At 42.9% G+C, this 20,290-nt stretch carries 22 protein-coding genes; 21 read left to right on the top strand and 1 reads right to left on the bottom strand.

All coding sequences use genetic code 11. From position 1 onward, the window contains the following. Nucleotides 1-6: 6 nt before the first annotated feature. Nucleotides 7-933, bottom strand: coding sequence for a Na/Pi symporter (locus tag NSS75_RS13545; RefSeq protein ID WP_103672286.1), 927 nt, complete (start codon nucleotides 931-933; stop codon nucleotides 7-9). Between the two features lie 172 nt (nucleotides 934-1,105). On the opposite strand from NSS75_RS13545, the gene rpsU reads away from it, so the two are divergent. The 21 genes from rpsU (at nucleotide 1,106) to dnaG (ending at nucleotide 20,121) form a co-directional block, all read left to right on the top strand. Continuing rightward, nucleotides 1,106-1,279, top strand: a complete 174-nt coding sequence (gene rpsU / locus NSS75_RS13540; RefSeq protein ID WP_003152957.1) for a 30S ribosomal protein S21 — start codon at nucleotides 1,106-1,108, stop codon at nucleotides 1,277-1,279. Between the two features lie 14 nt (nucleotides 1,280-1,293). Next, on the top strand, nucleotides 1,294-1,740 hold the full coding sequence (locus tag NSS75_RS13535) for a GatB/YqeY domain-containing protein (protein WP_010334989.1): 447 nt from the start codon (nucleotides 1,294-1,296) through the stop codon (nucleotides 1,738-1,740). Nucleotides 1,741-1,870: 130 nt separating this feature from the next. After that, complete coding sequence (locus NSS75_RS13530) at nucleotides 1,871-3,184, top strand: nodulation protein NfeD (RefSeq protein WP_024122096.1); 1,314 nt, start codon at nucleotides 1,871-1,873, stop codon at nucleotides 3,182-3,184. 21 nt (nucleotides 3,185-3,205) lie between these two features. Beyond that, nucleotides 3,206-4,201, top strand: a complete 996-nt coding sequence (gene floA / locus NSS75_RS13525) for a flotillin-like protein FloA (protein WP_024122095.1) — start codon at nucleotides 3,206-3,208, stop codon at nucleotides 4,199-4,201. Nucleotides 4,202-4,228: 27 nt separating this feature from the next. Then, the gene (locus NSS75_RS13520; RefSeq protein WP_101861057.1) at nucleotides 4,229-4,654 is read left to right on the top strand and encodes a hypothetical protein; all 426 of its coding nucleotides are present in this window, start codon (nucleotides 4,229-4,231) and stop codon (nucleotides 4,652-4,654) included. Between the two features lie 55 nt (nucleotides 4,655-4,709). Beyond that, on the top strand, nucleotides 4,710-4,991 hold the full coding sequence (gene yqfC / locus NSS75_RS13515) for a sporulation protein YqfC (protein ID WP_024122093.1): 282 nt from the start codon (nucleotides 4,710-4,712) through the stop codon (nucleotides 4,989-4,991). Nucleotides 4,992-5,009: 18 nt separating this feature from the next. Next, entirely contained in the window at nucleotides 5,010-6,206 is a 1,197-nt protein-coding gene (gene yqfD / locus NSS75_RS13510) for a sporulation protein YqfD (RefSeq protein ID WP_024122092.1), read from the top strand. Next, a complete protein-coding gene (locus NSS75_RS13505; protein WP_024122091.1) occupies nucleotides 6,203-7,162 on the top strand; it encodes a PhoH family protein in 960 nt (319 codons plus the stop codon). Before yqfD ends, NSS75_RS13505 begins: the two co-directional genes overlap by 4 nt. A gap of 71 nt (nucleotides 7,163-7,233) precedes the next feature. Continuing rightward, entirely contained in the window at nucleotides 7,234-9,369 is a 2,136-nt protein-coding gene (gene pgpH, locus NSS75_RS13500) for a cyclic-di-AMP phosphodiesterase PgpH (RefSeq protein WP_081638339.1), read from the top strand. Next, complete coding sequence (gene ybeY / locus NSS75_RS13495) at nucleotides 9,370-9,843, top strand: rRNA maturation RNase YbeY (protein ID WP_010334982.1); 474 nt, start codon at nucleotides 9,370-9,372, stop codon at nucleotides 9,841-9,843. It begins immediately after the preceding gene. After that, nucleotides 9,824-10,201, top strand: a complete 378-nt coding sequence (locus NSS75_RS13490; protein ID WP_024122089.1) for a diacylglycerol kinase family protein — start codon at nucleotides 9,824-9,826, stop codon at nucleotides 10,199-10,201. Before ybeY ends, NSS75_RS13490 begins: the two co-directional genes overlap by 20 nt. 113 nt (nucleotides 10,202-10,314) lie before the next feature. Further along, complete coding sequence (gene cdd / locus NSS75_RS13485; RefSeq protein WP_024122088.1) at nucleotides 10,315-10,725, top strand: cytidine deaminase; 411 nt, start codon at nucleotides 10,315-10,317, stop codon at nucleotides 10,723-10,725. Next, on the top strand, nucleotides 10,706-11,611 hold the full coding sequence (era, locus tag NSS75_RS13480) for a GTPase Era (RefSeq protein ID WP_010334979.1): 906 nt from the start codon (nucleotides 10,706-10,708) through the stop codon (nucleotides 11,609-11,611). The genes cdd and era overlap by 20 nt, the downstream gene beginning before the upstream one ends. Nucleotides 11,612-11,754: 143 nt before the next feature. Beyond that, a complete protein-coding gene (locus NSS75_RS13475; RefSeq protein WP_024122087.1) occupies nucleotides 11,755-11,898 on the top strand; it encodes a YqzL family protein in 144 nt (47 codons plus the stop codon). 36 nt (nucleotides 11,899-11,934) lie between these two features. Then, nucleotides 11,935-12,702 carry a DNA repair protein RecO gene (recO, locus tag NSS75_RS13470; RefSeq protein WP_213417747.1) on the top strand — a complete coding sequence of 256 codons (768 nt, stop codon included), beginning with the start codon at nucleotides 11,935-11,937 and terminating at the stop codon, nucleotides 12,700-12,702. A gap of 296 nt (nucleotides 12,703-12,998) precedes the next feature. Next, nucleotides 12,999-13,886 (top strand): glycine--tRNA ligase subunit alpha, encoded by an 888-nt coding sequence (gene glyQ / locus NSS75_RS13465; RefSeq protein WP_010334976.1) that lies wholly within the window; start codon nucleotides 12,999-13,001, stop codon nucleotides 13,884-13,886. Further along, nucleotides 13,879-15,918 carry a glycine--tRNA ligase subunit beta gene (gene glyS, locus NSS75_RS13460; protein WP_339233368.1) on the top strand — a complete coding sequence of 680 codons (2,040 nt, stop codon included), beginning with the start codon at nucleotides 13,879-13,881 and terminating at the stop codon, nucleotides 15,916-15,918. Before glyQ ends, glyS begins: the two co-directional genes overlap by 8 nt. Before the next feature lie 133 nt (nucleotides 15,919-16,051). Further along, nucleotides 16,052-16,690, top strand: coding sequence for a transcriptional regulator CcpN (gene ccpN, locus NSS75_RS13455; RefSeq protein ID WP_024122084.1), 639 nt, complete (start codon nucleotides 16,052-16,054; stop codon nucleotides 16,688-16,690). A gap of 25 nt (nucleotides 16,691-16,715) precedes the next feature. Beyond that, nucleotides 16,716-17,528 carry a pyruvate, water dikinase regulatory protein gene (locus tag NSS75_RS13450; RefSeq protein ID WP_003237056.1) on the top strand — a complete coding sequence of 271 codons (813 nt, stop codon included), beginning with the start codon at nucleotides 16,716-16,718 and terminating at the stop codon, nucleotides 17,526-17,528. 253 nt (nucleotides 17,529-17,781) lie between these two features. Then, nucleotides 17,782-18,276, top strand: coding sequence for a YaiI/YqxD family protein (locus tag NSS75_RS13445; protein WP_024122083.1), 495 nt, complete (start codon nucleotides 17,782-17,784; stop codon nucleotides 18,274-18,276). A 33-nt stretch (nucleotides 18,277-18,309) separates the two neighbouring features. Next, nucleotides 18,310-20,121, top strand: a complete 1,812-nt coding sequence (dnaG, locus tag NSS75_RS13440) for a DNA primase (protein WP_024122082.1) — start codon at nucleotides 18,310-18,312, stop codon at nucleotides 20,119-20,121. The last annotated feature ends 169 nt before the right edge of the window (nucleotides 20,122-20,290 follow it).

The raw sequence follows: 20,290 nt of genomic DNA, 5'->3' as shown, positions 1-20,290 counted from the left end.
TTATGTTCAGTTTTTAGCTGGGATAAGCAGTTTAATAAAGCTGTAGAACAAGTTGGTAAGCGGTAAAAACAAAAGAGCTGATACGACATTAAATAGCAGACTGAAATGGGCGATTCTTTGGGCAGGGTCTGCCGAGAGCTGTTCAACAAATCCGGTCGCTGCCGCCAAAAACGGGAATACAATTGCTACGCCGATTATGTTAAACAAAACATGGGCGCACGCTGTCTGTTTTGCGGCATATCCGCCGGATACAGCAGCCATGACAGCTGTAATGCATGTCCCGATGTTTGACCCAAGCACAACGCTCATTGCCTGTGTCAGTCCAATAACGCCTTCATTCATAAAGCTCATTAAAATGCCGATGCAGACAGAACTTGAGTGAATGATTGCAGTTAACACCATGCCGATAAGCAAAGCAGACCAGTTTGAGTCGTTTACATGATGAAGAATCCCTGCACCTGTTTTCAGCTGAGTAAGCGGTTCTGCAAGACGGCTGAAGCCGCTGATGCAAAAAAAGATAATTCCGAGTCCGAGAAAGCTTGTTCCCAGCTGCTTGAACGGATACCTGCCCGTCAGAAAAAACAGCAAACCGCCAATCAATAGAATCCAAATCAACACATCCATTTTGATTGCAAGAAATTCGGTTGTAAAGGTAGATCCGACATTTGTTCCAAGGATCATCGGTATAGTCCGTTTAAAAGAAAGGGCCCCCGCACTTACAAATCCGATGACAATTACCATAAAGGCGGAGCTGCTTTGGAGAAATCCTGTAAAAACAATACTGATGAGGAATGCTTTTAATGGATGATCCGTAAAAATCAGCAGCTGCTCTTCAATTTTTGAATACGCCAGCGAAATTAAACCTTTCCGAAGCATGTTCATTCCTGCGAGAAAGAATAATATAAGAGCAGTAAAACTAATCAGAAGCAACATTTTATTCACCAACCCCTTTCTATCATTATATAGACAGGCAGTCCCGCTCATGACGGAAAAGTGAACTCACTTAGTTGACCTGACTGAAGGCTTATATTATAATGTCAAAGTACATGTTTATATGTGTAACTTAAAGGTAGTCGATTGGTGTATTCGGAGGGAGGGAAAGAGAATGTCAAAAACGGTCGTTAGAAAAAACGAATCGCTTGAAGATGCTCTTCGTCGCTTCAAACGCAGTGTATCAAAGACAGGTACTTTGCAAGAAGCAAGAAAGCGCGAATTTTATGAAAAACCTAGCGTAAAGCGCAAGAAAAAGTCTGAAGCTGCTAGAAAACGCAAATTCTAAAAGAGGGTGGATTTATGAGTCTTCTTGAGCGACTTAACCAAGATATGAAGCTATATATGAAAAGCCGTGAGAAAGACAAACTGACTGTCGTTCGAATGGTTAAGGCTTCACTTCAAAACGAAGCAATTAAGCTTAAGAAAGACAGTTTGACCGAGGATGAGGAACTCACTGTCCTTTCTCGTGAACTTAAGCAACGTAAAGACTCCCTCCAGGAATTTTCAAACGCTAATCGTTTAGATTTAGTAGATAAAGTTCAAAAAGAGCTGGACATTTTAGAAGTTTATTTACCACAGCAACTATCAGAAGAAGAGCTGCGTACAATCGTAAATGAAACCATCGCGGAGGTCGGTGCGAGCTCAAAAGCGGACATGGGCAAAGTGATGGGGGCAATTATGCCTAAAGTAAAAGGTAAAGCTGACGGAAGTTTAATTAATAAGCTTGTGAGCAGTCAACTGTCTTAAATGGCGAAGAAAAGGACATCTTTCTAAGAGAGATGTCTTTTTTTATACATAAAAAAATGAAACCTTTGATACATTTGTTACGTATGAAGAGAAGGCACTTACTATACGAGGAAGGAGGGATACATCGCCCTTGCTTCAAACAAAAGGATTCCGAGCGGCTCTTTTGAGCATATTTCTACTATCATTATTAGGAGTTCAGCTGCACACAAAAGCAGAAAAACAAACCGTCTACGTCATTCCCGTTGAAAAAAATGTCGAACAGGGTCTCGCCTCGTTTTTGTCACGTTCGCTACAAGATGCAGAGGCTCAGCATGCAAACCATATTATTCTTGATATTAACACACCGGGAGGACTGGTGAAATCAGCTATTGAAATAGCGGACACGATCAACGAAACGGATATCCCGATAACTGCTTATGTAAACAAACGGGCATTGTCTGCTGGTGCATATATCGCGTTACAGGCTGACGCCATTTATATGGCGCCCGGAGGAAAGATGGGAGCCGCGGCGATCATAGACGGTAAAGGCAATGCTGCTGACAAAAAAGCTGAATCATTCTGGCTTGCGGAGCTGGAAGATGCTGCAGCAAAAAACAACCGTGATCCAAAATATGCGCGTGCCATGGCAGACCCTGATGTAGATGCAAGAGAAGCGGGCGCGCCGAAGGGAGATCTGCTTACACTGAATGCGGAAAAAGCTGTTGACGTAGGCTATTCAGAAGGAACTGTTAACAATCTTTCCGCGCTTGTGAAGAAGCTTGGATACGAAGATGCACATATCAGCTATGCTGAGGAAAGCTTTGCAGAAAAGGCAGCAAGGTGGCTGACCAGTCCGATTGTTGTTCCTATTTTATTGACAATTGCCTTTTTAGGCCTTACTGTTGAGCTTTTTTCTCCTGGTGTCGGTCTGCCTGGAACAGCAGGATTGATCGCTTTGATCCTGTTTTTTTACGGACATCTTGCAACGGGTCTTGCCGGATATGAAACGGTTCTCCTCTTTATAGCAGGGGTGATTCTGATCCTGATGGAGATATTCCTCCCCGGAGGAATTATTGGTTTACTTGGCTTGGGAGCAATTGTTGCGAGCTTATTTTTGGCCGCGGGAAGCTTCACAGTCATGGCGGTTTCTCTCTTGATCGCCTCAGCTGTTTCCATTACAGCTTTCATTTTACTGACAAGGGTGTTGGGAAAGCGTATGAAATTCTTTAAGAAATTTATATTAAATGATTCTACAAATACAGAGAGCGGTTATGTGTCAAACCAAACGCGCACGGACTTAATCGGCAAGGAGGGCGTGACCTTTACGCCGCTGCGTCCCGCGGGAACCGTCATTATCGATGATGAACGTCTTGATGTGGTATCTGAAGGATTATTTACAGAGAAAGATAAAAAAGTAAAAGTAATCAAAGTGGAAGGCTCGCGCATTGTCGTGAGAGAAATTTAAACAGAAACGAGGAGAAGTAGCATGGACCCATCAACATTAATGATACTGGCTATTGTCGTAGTAGGGATCATTGTTTTAGCTGTATTTTTTACATTTGTACCTGTTATGCTCTGGATTTCAGCTTTAGCAGCCGGAGTTAAAATCAGCATTTTCACTCTAATAGGGATGAGGCTTCGCCGCGTCATACCGAACCGGGTGGTTAATCCGCTGATTAAAGCGCATAAAGCGGGACTCGACGTTGGAACAAACCAGCTTGAAAGCCACTATCTTGCCGGAGGGAATGTAGATAGAGTCGTTAACGCACTTATCGCAGCTCAGCGTGCTAATATTGAGCTTACATTTGAACGCTGTGCAGCCATCGACCTTGCCGGACGTGATGTATTGGAAGCCGTGCAAATGAGCGTTAATCCGAAGGTCATTGAAACACCGTTTATTGCAGGTGTTGCCATGGACGGAATTGAAGTGAAGGCGAAAGCGAGAATTACAGTAAGAGCCAATATCGACCGCCTCGTCGGGGGGGCGGGTGAGGAAACGATTGTAGCCCGTGTAGGCGAAGGCATCGTCTCTACAATCGGTTCATCCGAAAATCACAAAAAAGTGCTGGAGAACCCTGATATGATTTCTCAAACGGTTCTCGGTAAAGGCCTGGATTCAGGAACCGCCTTTGAAATTCTTTCGATTGATATTGCTGATGTTGACATTGGTAAAAACATCGGGGCGATCTTGCAGACGGATCAGGCAGAGGCTGACAAAAATATTGCACAGGCCAAAGCCGAAGAACGCCGTGCAATGGCTGTTGCTCAAGAACAGGAAATGCGCGCACGTGTAGAAGAAATGCGAGCTAAAGTGGTTGAAGCCGAAGCGGAAGTGCCGCTTGCGATGGCCGAAGCTTTGCGCGAAGGAAATATCGGCGTCATGGACTACATGAATATTAAAAACATTGATGCAGACACAGATATGCGTGATTCATTCGGTAAATTAACGAAAGACCAATCGGATGAAGACCGCAAATCATAATCTCTCTATGCAGAAGGGAGAATAGTGATGGAAGATATACTGACGAATCCGCTTGTTATTGCAGCGATTATCGGAATTATTTCCACGATTTTCGGCAAAGTGAAAAAAGAAGAAGAAAAAAACAATCAAAATCAAAAAAGAAAAAAGCCGCAGACAATGAAACCTGCTTCTGTTCAAACTAAACAATCAGCTGAAGAAACGCCAGCTCCTATTCCAAACCGCTTGGAACAGATGAGACAAGAAGCTGAAGACAGACGGAAGGAAACGGAAAGAAACCTGAAAGGGCTTGAGCGGGATCTTACTGCCGCCAAACATAAATCTGTGTATACCAAGCAAAAACTGCTTCAGGTCAATAAAGACACTGTGGTGCAAGGCATTGTCTTAGGCGAGGTATTCGGTCCGCCAAGGGCAAAAAAACCTCATCACACAATGCGAGCAGCCCGCAAAAATTAAGTGTTAGAACCCTCTTTCAAATCATACATATGAGATGAAAGGGGGTTCTTTTTGTATGGGGCAAAGAAAGAATCGTTTAAAAGCTTGGCTGACAAGAGCATTGGAAATTCCCCCGGACGTTATGATGGATCTGCCGCGGATCACAATGGTCGGCAGACTTCATATCTACATAGAAAACCACAGAGGCCTTCTGCTGTTCAGTGAGAATGAAGTGAGGCTGATGCTGAAGCAGGGCCAGTGCATCATATCAGGAAAAAACTTTGTGATCAAAGCGATTCTTCCGGAAGAAATACTTTTGGAGGGTACGATTGATGTCGTTCGATATGTTGAGTCATAAAGCCGAGGGGGAAATGTTGTGAAAAATAAATGGCTGTCTTTTTTTGGTGGTAAGGTCCAGCTTGAAGTGACGGGACGAGGCATTGAACGGCTCCTTAATGAATGCACAAGAAGAGGGATTCCGATCTTTCATCTGAAAAAAAAGAAAGAAGCCGTCTTGTTATATATACAGCTTCAGGATGTACATGCCTTTCGGCGTGTCAGAAGAGAATTTGACTGTAAAGCCCGTTTTATCAATCGAAAAGGGTTCCCGTTCTTATTGCTGAAATCCAAACTGAATTTAGGTTTTACAATTGGTTTTGCGCTTTTTTTTATCCTATTGTTTTTGCTCTCCAATATGGTGTGGAAAATTGAAGTGACTGGTGCAAAGCCTGAAACGGAGCACCAAATGATGCAGCATTTGAAGGAAATCGGCGTCAAAAAAGGGCGATTGCAATTTTTAATGCAGTCTCCCGAAAAAATACAAAAATCGTTAACCAACGGCATAGACAATATCACTTGGGTCGGAGTCGATTTGAAAGGCACGACCATCCACATGAAAGTTGTGGAGAAAAATGAGCCTGAAAAAGAAAAGTATGTCAGTCCGCGCCACATTGTCGCCAAAAAGAAAGCAACCATTACAAGAATGTTTGTGCAGAAAGGACAGCCCATGGCCGCAATCCATGATCATGTGGAAAAGGGGCAAATGCTTGTCTCCGGCTTAATCGGAAGCGAAGATGAGCAGCAGGAAGTCGCCTCTAAAGCTGAAATTTACGGCGAGACTTGGTACAGATCTGAAGTAACGGTGCCCCTTGAAACATTATTTAACGTCTATACGGGCAAAGTAAGGACAAAGCACAAGCTTTCTTTTGGCTCATGGGCTTTCCCAATCTGGGGGATAACGCTTAAAAAAGAAGAATTAAAACATCCAAAAACAGAACAAGAGAAGCATTCGCTTCATTTTCTCGGTTTGGAGCTCCCTGTTTCTTATATCAAAGAGCAAACGAGAGAAAGTGAAGAGGCTTTGCGAAAATATACGAAAGAAGAAGCAGTTCAAGAAGGAATCAAAATGGGTAAACGGGATGTAGAGAGTAAAATAGGCGAGGACGGCGAGGTGAAAAGTGAAAAAGTTTTGCACCAGACAGTCGAGAATGGTAAAGTAAAGTTGATTATTCTCTACCAAGTTATAGAAGATATCGTTCAAACCACACCTATTGTCAGGGAGACTGAAGAATGACAGAACATTTACTTGCGATGAATCAAAAACTGAAAAGCCCGGACGAAGCGCTTTCACTGTTCGGGAATCAAGATTCTTTTTTGACACTGATGGAGAAAGATCTGGATGTAAATATCATTACGCGAGGCGAAACGATTTATATTTCAGGCGATGAAGAATCGTTTCAGATTGCCGACAGGCTGCTGGGATCACTTCTCGCATTAATTCGCAAGGGGATAGAGATCTCTGAACGTGATGTGATTTCCGCCATCAAGATGGCAAAAAAGAATGAACTTGAATATTTTGAAAGCATGTACGAAGAAGAAATTACAAAAAACGCAAAAGGCAAATCGATCCGTGTGAAAACCATGGGACAGCGGGAATACGTAGCCGCCATGAAACGAGATGATCTTGTATTTGGCATCGGCCCGGCAGGAACCGGAAAAACGTACCTTGCTGTCGTAAAAGCAGTCCACGCATTGAAAAACGGACATATTAAAAAAATCATTTTAACAAGACCTGCGGTAGAAGCCGGTGAAAGCCTCGGTTTTTTACCAGGTGACCTGAAAGAGAAAGTAGATCCTTATCTGCGCCCGCTGTATGACGCTCTTCATGATGTGCTTGGAACAGATCATACAGAACGGCTGCTGGAAAGAGGAGTCATTGAAATCGCTCCGCTCGCTTATATGAGAGGCCGGACGCTTGATGACGCCTATGTTATACTTGATGAAGCACAGAACACTACGCCTGCCCAAATGAAAATGTTTTTGACGAGACTGGGTTTTGGCTCTAAAATGATCATTACAGGTGACGTTAGCCAAATTGATCTGCCGAAAGGCGTCAAATCGGGACTTGCAGTAGCGAGAGAGATGCTGAAAGAAATCGACGGCATTTCTGTGATTGAACTGGACCAGACAGACGTGGTCAGACATCCGCTTGTTGCGAAAATTATTGAAGCATACGATAAGCAAAATTAATCCTGAATGACCCGATCGCGCGTTATCGGGTCATTTTTGCTTATGAGCTTGATTTTCTAGAGGAGGTTCTTGTGTTGAAAAAGAAGGGGAAGACCAAAAGCGGCTCAAAAAAGTGGCGCGGCTTTAAAAATGCCCGCTCCATGCATGTACTGCTGTATCTTCTGCTGGCTGCGATTATGTTCGCATTGCTTTTTGTACATGTGAAGCCGGAAACGCTTGATTTAGACCTGTTTTCAGTCAGCGACAAGACCATTTATGCTCCGGCAACCGTGGAAGATCAAAAAGCGACAGAGGAAAAAAAGCAAGCTGCTGAGGATGCGGTCGAAGATCAATATACCTTAAAGAAAGATTATACAGACAATCGAATTGATCTTGTGTCATCGATATTCGACAGTATCAGTGAAGTGAAAAAATCAGCAGAAGAAGACAGCAGTTCACCATCAGAAAAAACAATGATTAAGTCGGTGAAAAATAAGCTGACGTCAGATGTGAATGATTCTATATCAGAGGATGCCATCAAGACTTTGCTGAAGGCGGACCATGAAGATTTTTCATTTGTCAGAGATACTGTCATAACAGCAGTAAACTCAGTGATGAGCAGTGAAATCCCGTCGGATAAATTATCTGAAGCAAAAGATAAAGTGCAAAAAGAACTGAAGAGTAATTCTATCCCGTCTAAATATTTAGGAGCCGCCACGGAAATCGGGCGTTACGCAATTATTCCGAATTACGTCTTCGATCCAAAAGCAACAGAGGCAAAACGCCAGGAAGCGTCAGACAATGTTCAGCAGGTTCAGATCAAACAGGGGCAGGTGCTCGTGGAAGAAAATGACCTCATTGATCGGGAAGTGTACAGAAAACTTGAGCTGACCGGATTGTTAAATAACTCCAATTTGTTCAAACCGATTAGCGGCCTTTTGATTATGATCGGGCTTTTCATTGCTACACTCGTTTACTATTTCGAAAAACAGAATCAAAATCTGAAATTCAAAAACAAGTCGATCCTATTATTCTCCATTATTACAACGCTTTTGCTTGTTATTATGGAGGTTGTCAGTTTATTTCAAAAGATGGAATATAACAATATTGGCTATCTTGTTCCCATTGCGGCCGGTGCAATCTTAATCAAGCTGCTGATGAATGAACGGATCGCTATTTTAGGAAGTATCATTCTTGCGATTTGCGGAAGTATGATGTTTAATCAAGGTGTGACAGGAACATTTAATTATGTCATTGGTATTTATTATTTGATCAGCGGTATTTCCGGTGTTTTGTTTTTAGGAAAACACAATGGCAGATCAAAAATTTTGCAGACCGGGCTTTTTGTGGCGTTTATCAATATGATTGTGGTTCTATCTCTATTATTGATTCAAAACACCGCGCTGTCAGGCTTGGAAATCGGGACGCTAATGCTGATGGGGGTTGTGTCGGGATTTGCTTCCTCCGTATTAATTATCGGGCTTATGCCGTTTTTTGAGACAGGTTTCGGCATTTTGTCCACAATGAGGCTGATCGAGCTGTCCAACCCTAACCATCCGCTGCTTCGAAAAATACTGACAGAAACACCAGGTACATATCACCACAGCGTCATGGTCGCCAATTTGTCAGAGGCCGCCTGCGAGGCGGTAGGGGCAAATGGTTTGCTTGCAAGAGTCGGTGCGTATTATCACGACCTCGGAAAAACAAAGCGGCCGCAATATTTTATTGAAAATCAAATGAATATTGACAATCCGCATGATAAGCTTTCTCCGCAACTCAGTAAAAATATCATTATTTCGCATACCACTGACGGGGCGAATATGCTGAGGAGCTATAAATTTCCAAAGGAGCTTGTGGATATTGCTGAGCAGCACCACGGGACCTCTCTTTTGAAATTCTTTTATTATAAAGCGAAAGAAAAAGGCGATCAGATTACAGAGGAAGAATTCCGTTACCCGGGACCGAAGCCGCAGTCAAAAGAAGCCGCGATTATATCAGTGGCAGACAGTGTCGAAGCGGCTGTCAGATCGATGCATAACCCAAATCCTGAACGAATTGAAAAGCTTGTCCGGGGCATTATATCCGATAAGCTTCAGGACGGACAGTTTAGTGAATGCGATTTGACATTTAAAGAGCTTGATACAATTGCAAAAACGCTTTGTGCAACATTAAAAGGAATTTTCCACTCCCGGATTGAATATCCGGAGGCTACTAAGAAGGTGAAATAGATGAGTTTATTGATTGATATCGTAGATGAAACCGGAAGTGTCTCTGAAGAGATGCTTAAAGAAGTAGAAAATCTGCTTCAATTTGCCGCTGAGCGCGAAGGAGTTCAGGACCAGGCTGAGGTTTCTGTCACGATCGTTACCAATGAAGACATTCAGCAGATCAATAAAGAGTATCGGGGAAAGGATACGCCGACAGACGTCATCTCTTTTGCTCTTGAAGAAGAGGGAGAAGACGAAGTTGAAATTGTCGGTGCTGAAATGCCGCCGGTTCTAGGTGACATTATCATCAGTGCAGATCGTACAAGAGAGCAGGCTGAAGAATATAACCATTCTTTCAAGAGAGAGCTTGGCTTTCTAGCGGTACATGGATTCCTGCATCTTTTAGGATATGACCATATGACGAAAGAGGAAGAAGAGGAGATGTTTACTAAGCAAAAGGATTTGCTGGACGCCTATGGACTCAAGAGATCATAGAAATGAGCTGAAGCGATTCCTAATGAGCTTCGTGCACGCAGGGCGGGGCATATGGAGAACGGCGCGGACGGAGCGGAATTTTCAATTTCATGCCGCGGCTGCCTGCGCCGTTATCATTTGCGGTTTTCTCGTTAATCTCAGCCTGACAGAGTGGGCTATTATTTTTCTTTTGATTGGCGGAATGCTTTCACTGGAGCTTTTAAATACAGCTATTGAACACACGGTTGATTTAGTAACAGATAAACATCACCCGCTTGCTAAGGCGGCTAAGGACGCTGCTGCCGGGGCTGTTTGCGTTTTTGCCGTGATTTCGTGTATTATTGGTTTACTTATTTTTTTGCCAAAGCTGTCTGGCTGAAAATTCTTACATTTATTTTACATTTTTAGAAATGGGCGTGAAAAAAGGAGCGCCATTATGTAAAATATAAAGTGATAGCGGTACCATTATAGGTAAGAGAGGAACATGTACACATGAACAGACAGAAATTGATAACAGAAGCTTTAAAAGCGCGTGACATGGCATATGCACCGTATTCCAAGTTTAAAGTAGGAGCCGCTCTTCTTACCAAAGATGGAAAAGTGTACAGAGGCTGCAATATAGAGAATGCGGCATACAGCATGTGCAACTGCGCTGAGCGTACCGCTTTGTTTAAAGCTGTTTCTGAAGGCGATACTGAGTTTCAGATGCTGGCAGTAGCTGCTGACACCCCGGGCCCAGTATCACCGTGCGGAGCCTGCCGGCAGGTGATTTCTGAGCTCTGCACAAAGGACGTTATTATCGTGCTGACCAATTTACAAGGACAAATACAAGAAATGACTGCAGAAGAATTATTGCCAGGCGCATTTTCATCGGAGGATTTACATGACGAACGAAAGCTTTAAATCAGGATTTGTATCCATTATCGGAAGACCAAACGTAGGAAAGTCTACTTTTTTGAACAGAGTGATCGGCCAAAAAATCGCGATCATGAGTGATAAACCCCAAACAACAAGAAATAAGGTGCAAGGGGTATTAACGACAGGCACATCACAAACGATTTTTATTGACACACCAGGAATTCATAAGCCTAAGCATAAGCTTGGAGACTTTATGATGAAAGTGGCGCAAAATACATTAAAAGAAGTCGATTTGATCTTATTTATGATCAATGCTGAGGAAGGCTACGGCAAGGGTGACGAGTTCATTATTGAGAAATTGCAGAATACCTCGACACCTGTTTTCTTAATCGTAAACAAAATTGACAAGATCCATCCAGATCAATTGCTTCTGCTAATTGACGAATACCGCGGGCGATATCCTTTTAAGGAAATTGTTCCGATCTCTGCATTAGAGGGAAATAACATTGAAACATTGCTGGCCCAGATTGAAGCATATTTGCCTGAAGGTCCGCAGTTTTATCCGAGTGACCAGGTGACCGATCATCCGGAGCGTTTTATCATTTCTGAGTTGATCAGGGAAAAGGTGCTGCATCTGACAAGGGAAGAAATCCCGCACAGCATTGCGGTAAGCATCGAATCGATTAAAGGGCAGGACAACGGATCCGTGCACGTGGCGGCAACAATTGTGGTTGAACGGGATTCTCAAAAAGGCATTGTCATCGGGAAAAAAGGCAGCCTGCTGAAAGAAGTCGGAAAAAGAGCGAGAGCGGATATCGAGGCCCTCTTAGGTTCTCGCGTCTATCTTGAATTGTGGGTAAAAGTGCAGAAAGACTGGCGTAACAAAATGTCCCAGCTTCGCGACTTCGGCTTTAAAGAGGATGAATATTAATCTCTTGCTGTGTCATTATCTCACATGAACAGGGATACATTAGCAAATTTTGTTTAACATGAAATGGAGGACATCTGGTCAAGATAAAGGTAAGAATTTGGAGTTTAGGTAAGCTAGTTTAACTACAGAAAGGTGGGTTTCTTGTGTTGAATTTTACCTGGAACGTATTTTCTCAAACAGGAAATGTTGATACGTATCTTCTTTTTAAAGAACTGGAAAAAGAGAACATGGAAAGACCCGAAGAACTAGAAGATGAGCTAGCCCGATTTGATTTTCCAATTTTATAGACCTCTTGACCGCTCCTGTTTTAGGAAGGTGCGGAAATGCTGACAAAATGTGAAGGAATCGTTCTTCGTACCAATGATTACGGAGAGACGAATAAAATTGTTACTTTACTGACAAGAGAACACGGAAAAATAGGTGTTATGGCCAGAGGAGCCAAAAAACCGAACAGCCGTTTATCAGCAGTCAGCCAGCCCTTTTTGTATGGTTCATTCTTAATGCAGAAAACAACAGGCCTCGGAACCCTTCAGCAGGGTGAAATGATCCTCAGCATGAGAGGCATCAGAGAGGATTTGTTTTTAACTGCATATGCAGCTTTTATTGCTGAGCTCGTTGACAAAGGCACAGAAGAAAAAAAAACAAATCCCTATTTGTTTGAATTTATTTTAGAATCCTTTAAACAGCTTGACGAAGGAACAGACCCAGATGTTATTACCTTCATTGTTCAAATGAAGATGCTTGCTGTGATGGGACTGTATCCTGAGCTTAATCACTGTGTGCATTGTAAAAGCCAGGATGGGACATTCCATTTTTCTGTTCGCGATAACGGTTTTATTTGCCACCGCTGCTTTGACAAAGACCCTTACAAGGTGCCGATTAAACCGCAAACGGCAAGGCTTTTGAGACTGTTTTATTACTTCGATCTTTCAAGGATTGGCAATGTATCTTTAAAGCAGGAAACGAAAAATGAATTAAAGCAAGTTATTGACTTGTACTACGAAGAATATTCAGGGGTTTATCTGAAATCGAAGCGTTTTTTAGATCAAATGGAGAGCATGAAACATCTTATGGGTGAAAACAAAAGTTGACATATGGCCCATCTTTTTATATGATCATTTATTATAAAATATGTTGCAGTGAGAGAAAGAAGTACTTGCGTTTACCTCATAAAAGCGACCTTAGGACGGTGTAAGCTAAGGATGAGCGCGCAACGAAAGGCATTCTTGAGCAATTTTAAAAAAGAGGCTGGGATTTTGTTCTCAGCAACTAGGGTGGAACCGCGGGAGAACTCTCGTCCCTATGTTTGCGGCTGGCAAGCATAGAGACGGGAGTTTTTTGGTTGCTGCCGCAGCAATTTTATGAAAGAAAAGTGGAGGTGCTTGAAATGAATATTCAAGACATGATTCTAACCCTGCAGAAGCATTGGTCTAATGAGGGCTGTGTGCTCATGCAGGCATACGATGTAGAAAAAGGGGCCGGCACGATGAGCCCGTATACATTTTTGCGGAGTATCGGTCCTGAGCCGTGGAAAGTGGCTTACGTTGAGCCGTCAAGACGCCCAGCTGACGGCCGATACGGAGAAAACCCGAACAGACTCTATCAGCATCATCAATTTCAGGTCATCATTAAACCATCACCTGATAACATTCAAGAGCTGTATTTAGACTCTTTGCGCGCTCTCGGAATTGATCCGCTTGAGCATGACATCCGTTTTGTTGAGGACAACTGGGAGAATCCGTCTTTAGGCTGTGCGGGTCTTGGCTGGGAAGTATGGCTTGACGGAATGGAAATTACACAATTCACGTATTTCCAGCAGGTTGGGGGACTTGAGTGTAAGCCTGTTTCCGTGGAAATTACATACGGAATTGAGCGTCTGGCCTCTTATATTCAGGATAAAGAAAATGTATTTGATCTTGAGTGGACGTCAGGGTTTACTGTGAAAGATTTATTTATGATGGCTGAGTACGAGCATTCCGTTTATACATTTGAAACATCTGATGTTGATATGCTGTTCCAATTATTCAGCACGTATGAAAAAGAAGCGATCAAGCAAATGGATAACGGTCTTGTGCATCCCGCATATGACTACGTGCTTAAATGCTCGCACACATTCAACCTTCTTGACGCCAAAGGGGCAATCTCTGTTACAGAGCGGACAGGCTATATCGGAAGAGTGCGGAATTTAGCAAGAAAAGTCGCAAAAACCTATTATGAGGAACGAGAAAAACTAGGGTTCCCAATGCTTAAAGGGGAGGGTTCTTCTCATGAGTAAACAGGATTTACTTTTAGAGATCGGATTAGAAGAAATGCCGGCGCGCTTTTTGAATGAAAGCATGGTTCAGCTTGGTGAAAAGCTGACAGGCTGGCTTGCAGAAAAAAATATTGCACACGGTGAAGTGAAGCTTTTTAATACACCGAGACGCCTTGCTGTTTTAGTAAAGGGTGTAGCAGAAAAGCAGGATGATATAAAAGAAGAAGCAAGAGGGCCTGCAAAAAAAATCGCCCTTGATGCTGACGGCAACTGGACAAAAGCGGCGATTGGGTTTTCAAAAGGCCAAGGTGCCAGTGTGGAAGACTTGTACATGAAAGAAATAAAAGGCACGGAATATGTTTTCGTGCAAAAATTCCAAGCAGGACAAGAAACCAAAACGCTTCTGCCTGAACTGAACAGCTTAATTACAAGCCTCCATTTCCCGAAAAACATGAGATGGGGAAATGAAGATCTCCGTTATATCCGTCCGATTAAATGGATTGTCGCTTTATTTGGCCAGGATGTCATTCCGTTTGCAATCACAAATGTTGAGTCAGGCCGGACGACACAGGGGCACCGGTTCCTGGGGCATGAAGTGTCTATTGAATCACCTTCAAGTTATGAAGAACAGCTGAAACAGCAGCATGTTATTGCTGATCCAAATGTTCGCAAACAGATGATTCAATCGCAGCTGGAAGCAATGGCCGAAGAAAACAATTGGAGTATTCCGGTTGACGAGGACCTCCTTGATGAGGTCAATCATTTAGTAGAATATCCGACGGCTCTTTACGGGTCATTTGAATCTGAGTTTCTGTCCATTCCTGAGGAAGTGCTTGTAACGACAATGAAAGAGCATCAGCGCTATTTCCCTGTTAAAGACAAAAACGGAGATTTGCTGCCTTACTTTATCACAGTCCGTAACGGAAACAGCCACGCGATCGAAAATGTCGCGCGAGGCAATGAAAAAGTGCTGCGTGCTCGTTTGTCAGATGCTTCCTTCTTCTACAAGGAAGACCAGAAACTGAACATTGATGAAAATGTGAAGAAGCTTGAAAACATTGTGTTCCATGAAGAGCTTGGCTCTCTCGCTGATAAGGTAAGAAGAGTAACAGCGATCGCAGAGAAGCTTGCTGTCCGTCTTCAAGCTGATGAAGATACATTAAAACATGTGAAACGTGCTGCTGAAATTTCTAAATTCGACCTTGTGACACACATGATATATGAGTTCCCTGAGCTTCAAGGAATTATGGGTGAAAAGTATGCGAAAATGCTTGGCGAACATGATGCTGTAGCCGCAGCTGTCAACGAACATTATATGCCTAGATCTGCAGGCGGAGAAACGCCCTCCACTTTTACTGGGGCGGTAGTTGCCATGGCGGATAAGCTGGATACAATCGCATCCTTCTTCTCTATTGGCGTCATTCCGACTGGTTCACAGGATCCTTACGGCTTGCGCCGCCAAGCGAGCGGTATTGTCGCTATTCTGCTTGACCGGAATTGGGGCATTTCGTTTGAAGAGCTGCTGACTTTCGTACAAACCGAAAAAGAAACCGAACTGTTAGATTTCTTCACTCAGCGTCTAAAATACGTCTTAAATGCGGAGCAGATCAGACATGATGTAATAGATGCCGTGCTGGAAAGCTCTGAGCTTGAACCATATTCGGCGCTCCACAAAGCGCAAGTGCTGGAACAAAAACTGGGTGCGCCAGGCTTTAAGGAAACAGCAGAAGCTTTAGGCCGAGTGATTTCTATCAGCAAAAAAGGAGTTCGCGTGGAAATTCAGCCTGATTTGTTTGAAAATGAATACGAAGCGAAGCTGTACGAAGCTTATCAAGCTGCTAAACAAAATCTGCAGGAAAGCTTCAGCAAAAAGGATTATGAGGCGGCACTTTCTTCCCTTGCGGCCTTGAAGGAACCGATTGATGCTTATTTCGACCATACGATGGTTATTGCTGATAACGAGACATTAAAGGCAAACCGATTAGCGCAAATGGTAAGCTTGGCGGATCAGATCAAGTCCTTTGCTAATATGAATGCCCTTATTGTAAAATAAAGAAAGAAAAGGCGGTTGCTGTGTGATCGGTAATCGTCTTTTCCCCATTTGAAAGTTTTTTTGTTTGATTACAAAGCATTTACGTTATAATATGGTTTATTATTTCTTTACATAGATACGAAGTGAAAAGGTGGTGAGTACGATCGAACTAAATAAACGGCAAGAACATATTTTGCAGATTGTAAAAGAAAACGGACCGATTACAGGGGAGCATATTGCCGAACAGCTGAATTTAACGAGAGCAACACTGCGTCCGGATTTAGCCATACTCACCATGTCAGGTTTCCTTGAGGCGCGCCCGAGAGTCGGTTATTTCTATACTGGAAAAACCGGCACGCAGCTTTTGGCAGATAAACTGAAAAAGCTTCAGGTGAAAGACTTTCAATCTATCCCCGTCGTTATTCACGAGAACGTTTCTGTATATGATGCGATTTGCACCATGTTTTTAGAAGATGTAGGTACTCTGTTTGTAGTGGACCGTGATGCTGTTTTAGTCGGAGTGCTTTCACGAAAGGATTTACTACGAGCCAGCATCGGCCAGCAGGAGCTTACTTCTGTCCCTGTGCACATTATTATGACTAGAATGCCGAATATTACAGTGTGCAGACGCGAGGATTATGTGATGGACATTGCAAAGCACTTAATTGAAAAACAAATCGATGCGCTGCCTGTCATCAAAGATACCGATAAAGGATATGAAGTGATCGGCAGAGTGACGAAAACAAATATGACCAAAATACTTGTCAGTTTATCAGAAAATGAAATCCTATAAGAGCGCAGACTAACGGGGGGATAATATGAATAACCGCATCATCTATGTTGTATCGGATTCCGTCGGTGAAACGGCCGAATTGGTAGTCAAAGCTGCATTAAGCCAATTTAACGGCTCAGCGGATGATACACATGTAAGAAGAATTCCTTATGTTGAAGACATTGGCACTATCAATGAAGTGATTTCACTTGCAAAAGCAGATGGAGGCATTATCTGTTTTACACTTGTGGTGCCGGAAATAAGAGAATATTTGATTGCCGAAGCGGAAAAAGCAAATGTTTTATATTATGATATTATCGGCCCGTTAATTGATAAAATGGAAACAGCCTACGGTTTAACGGCGAAATATGAACCGGGACGGGTCCGCCAGCTTGATGAAGATTATTTCAAAAAGGTCGAAGCGATTGAATTTGCTGTTAAATACGATGATGGGCGTGACCCACGAGGCATTTTAAAAGCTGATATCGTTTTGATCGGTGTATCGAGAACCTCTAAAACACCGTTATCTCAATATCTTGCCCACAAGCGGCTGAAGGTTGCCAATGTTCCGATTGTTCCGGAGGTTGACCCGCCGGAAGAGCTCTTTAATGTTGACCCGAAAAAATGCATCGGCCTGAAGATTAGTCCGGATAAACTGAATCATATCAGAAAAGAACGGTTAAAATCGCTTGGCCTCAATGACAAGGCCATCTATGCAAATATCAACAGAATTAAAGAGGAACTGGAATATTTCGAAAAGATCGTGGATCGAATCGGCTGCCAGGTTGTAGATGTTTCAAATAAAGCAGTAGAAGAAACAGCAAATATTATCCATCATCTCAAAACGAAAAACATGTAACTCAGGACGCTCTATCCTGGGTTTTTGACTTTGCCAAAAGGGAATAATGAAAAACAATAGCATCTTTGTGAAGTTTGTATTATAATAAAAAATTGTGATAAAATGATTAATTTTAGGTTTAAGGTTAGTGTGATACGAATAAACTATTATGGGTAAGATGTCAAGAATTTCTCCCGGAAATTTTTCGACAAATTCATATACACCCGCATTTTTGCAGGGTGTGCGATTTTGCTTGCTTTTATGCAGGAGTTTAATGGAGGGATGGAGAATTACTCTTCTTAATGAAAAAGAAAAGACGATTTTTGTCGATGCTGATGCTTGTCCCGTAAAAGACGAAATTTTACAAACAGCATCCGATTATGAAGTTCAAGTTCTTTTTGTCGCTTCATTTGAACATTACCAGCTTTCAAGAAGTCAGGAAGAAAAATGGAAGTATGTTGATCCTCATAAAGAAGCTGCTGATTTATATATCGCAAATCATGTAAAACCGGGAGATGTCGTGGTGACGCAGGATATTGGTTTAGCATCCCTGCTTGTGAACAGGAATGTCACCGTCATGTCGGAGAGAGGGCGTCTTTACAAGGAAGATACGATTGATTTTGCCCTTGAAGGCCGTCATGTTTCCGGCAAACAAAGGAGAAAAGGCATATATGCCAAAGGGCCTAAAAAATTGAATCATGAAGATCGAGAACGATTTGTTACACTGCTGCAAAAAATCCTGTCGAACGATGAAGGGATTTTGCACTAAAACATCGAATAATGTACGACGGAGTGTTATAAGATGGGAAATCGGATACCAGATGAAATTGTAGACAAGGTGCAAAAGTCGGCAGATATCGTTGAAGTCATAGGTGATTATGTTCAATTAAAGAAGCAAGGCCGAAACTACTTTGGACTCTGTCCTTTTCACGGAGAAAGCACACCTTCGTTTTCCGTATCGCCAGACAAACAGATTTTTCATTGCTTCGGTTGCGGAGCGGGCGGCAATGTTTTCTCCTTTTTGAGGCAGATGGAGGGCTATTCGTTTGCTGAGTCGGTTTCCCACCTTGCGGACAAATACCACATTGATTTTCCAGATGATATAACGGTTCACACCGCAGTCCGGCCAGAATCCTCCGGAGAACAAAAAATGGCGGAGGCTCATGAGCTTCTGAAGAAATTTTACCATCATTTGTTAATAAATACAAAAGAAGGTCAAGAAGCGCTGGATTATTTGCTTGCAAGAGGGTTTACAAAAGAGCTGATTGATGAATTTCAGATCGGCTATGCTCTTGATTCTTGGGATTTCATAACAAAATTTCTCGTCAAGCGGGGCTTCAGTGAAACGCAAATGGAAAAAGCGGGTCTGCTAATCAGACGCGAAGACGGAAGCGGATATTTTGACCGTTTCAGAAACCGGATCATGTTTCCGATCCATGACCATCATGGAGCTGTTGTGGCTTTCTCAGGCCGAGCGCTTGGCAGCCAGCAGCCAAAATATATGAACAGTCCGGAAACGCCGCTTTTTCATAAAAGCAAGCTGCTTTATCATTTTCACAAGGCCCGGCTTCATATCAGAAAGCAGGAAAGAGCTGTCTTATTCGAGGGATTCGCTGATGTCATATCAGCGGTAAACTCAGGCGTAAAAGAGAGTATAGCGACGATGGGCACGTCTCTGACAGATGATCATGTAAAGATTCTGAGAAGAAACGTGGAGGAGATTATTCTTTGCTATGACTCTGATAAAGCCGGATATGAAGCCACCTTGAAAGCTGCAGAGCTTCTTCAGAAAAAAGATTGTAAAGTCAGAGTCGCAATGATCCCTGACGGATTGGATCCTGACGATTACATTAAACAGTACGGCGGAGAAAAATTCAAAAACGACATTGTCGATGCAAGCGTTACGGTAATGGCGTTTAAAATGCAATATTTCCGGAAAGGAAAGAACCTGTCCGATGAAGGCGATCGATTAGCCTACATTAAAGAAGTGCTTAAAGAAATCAGCGCGCTGTCAGGATCACTTGAACAGGAAGTCTATGTGAAACAGCTTGCTTCCGAATTTTCGATTTCCCAGGAGTCATTAACTGAGCAGCTGACTGTATTCGGCAGACAAAACAAACCTGCTGACAGCAGCGGTGAAACGAAAACAAGAAGAGCGCATCTGACAACTAAGGCAAGGCAAAAACGGCTGCGCCCGGCGTATGAAAATGCAGAAAGGCTTTTACTGGCGCATATGCTTCGTGACAGGGGCGTCATAAAAAAAGTCATTGACCGGGTCGGGTTTGAATTTAATATTGATGAACACCGCGCTTTGGCAGCCTATCTGTACGCTTTTTATGAAGAGGGTGCCGAGCTGACGCCTCAGCACCTTATGGCCAGGGTGACGGATGATCATATAAGCCAGGTACTGTCTGATATTTTAATGCTTCAGATTAATCAAGAACTCAGCGAGGCCGAGTTATCAGATTATGTGAAAAAAGTGTTGAATCACAGAAAATGGTCAATGATAAAAGAAAAAGAGGCGGAAAGAGCCGAAGCCGAAAGGCAAAAAGATTTTTTGAGAGCGGCATCTCTGGCTCAAGAAATCGTTACTTTGAACCGATCTTTAAAATAACCGGGACAACTGATGAGGAGCTTTCATTGGCAATGATTCCTTGCGGAGGAGCAAATAGATCGCTTGACCTCATCATGAATTGTCATTTCATTATTCGCACATTGTTAAAGGCAGTTCACATAGAAAACGCCTGAATGGACCGAATAAGAATCATACCGCTTTTAGAATT

This window comes from Bacillus sp. FSL K6-1012, from assembly GCF_037964915.1.
GTDB classification, from domain to species: Bacteria; Bacillota; Bacilli; order Bacillales; family Bacillaceae; genus Bacillus; species Bacillus halotolerans.
Note: the sequence above shows the minus strand (reverse complement) of the source record. Positions and strands in the feature narration are given on the sequence as shown.

Coding starts and splice junctions, on each gene's coding strand:
- NSS75_RS13545 (WP_103672286.1), bottom strand. CDS start 933: ATGTTGCTTCTGATTAGTTTTACTGCTCTTATATTATTCTTTCTCGCA.
- rpsU (WP_003152957.1), top strand. CDS start 1,106: ATGTCAAAAACGGTCGTTAGAAAAAACGAATCGCTTGAAGATGCTCTT.
- NSS75_RS13535 (WP_010334989.1), top strand. CDS start 1,294: ATGAGTCTTCTTGAGCGACTTAACCAAGATATGAAGCTATATATGAAA.
- floA (WP_024122095.1), top strand. CDS start 3,206: ATGGACCCATCAACATTAATGATACTGGCTATTGTCGTAGTAGGGATC.
- NSS75_RS13520 (WP_101861057.1), top strand. CDS start 4,229: ATGGAAGATATACTGACGAATCCGCTTGTTATTGCAGCGATTATCGGA.
- yqfC (WP_024122093.1), top strand. CDS start 4,710: ATGGGGCAAAGAAAGAATCGTTTAAAAGCTTGGCTGACAAGAGCATTG.
- NSS75_RS13505 (WP_024122091.1), top strand. CDS start 6,203: ATGACAGAACATTTACTTGCGATGAATCAAAAACTGAAAAGCCCGGAC.
- ybeY (WP_010334982.1), top strand. CDS start 9,370: ATGAGTTTATTGATTGATATCGTAGATGAAACCGGAAGTGTCTCTGAA.
- NSS75_RS13490 (WP_024122089.1), top strand. CDS start 9,824: ATGGACTCAAGAGATCATAGAAATGAGCTGAAGCGATTCCTAATGAGC.
- cdd (WP_024122088.1), top strand. CDS start 10,315: ATGAACAGACAGAAATTGATAACAGAAGCTTTAAAAGCGCGTGACATG.
- era (WP_010334979.1), top strand. CDS start 10,706: ATGACGAACGAAAGCTTTAAATCAGGATTTGTATCCATTATCGGAAGA.
- recO (WP_213417747.1), top strand. CDS start 11,935: ATGCTGACAAAATGTGAAGGAATCGTTCTTCGTACCAATGATTACGGA.
- glyQ (WP_010334976.1), top strand. CDS start 12,999: ATGAATATTCAAGACATGATTCTAACCCTGCAGAAGCATTGGTCTAAT.
- glyS (WP_339233368.1), top strand. CDS start 13,879: ATGAGTAAACAGGATTTACTTTTAGAGATCGGATTAGAAGAAATGCCG.
- NSS75_RS13450 (WP_003237056.1), top strand. CDS start 16,716: ATGAATAACCGCATCATCTATGTTGTATCGGATTCCGTCGGTGAAACG.
- NSS75_RS13445 (WP_024122083.1), top strand. CDS start 17,782: ATGGAGGGATGGAGAATTACTCTTCTTAATGAAAAAGAAAAGACGATT.
- dnaG (WP_024122082.1), top strand. CDS start 18,310: ATGGGAAATCGGATACCAGATGAAATTGTAGACAAGGTGCAAAAGTCG.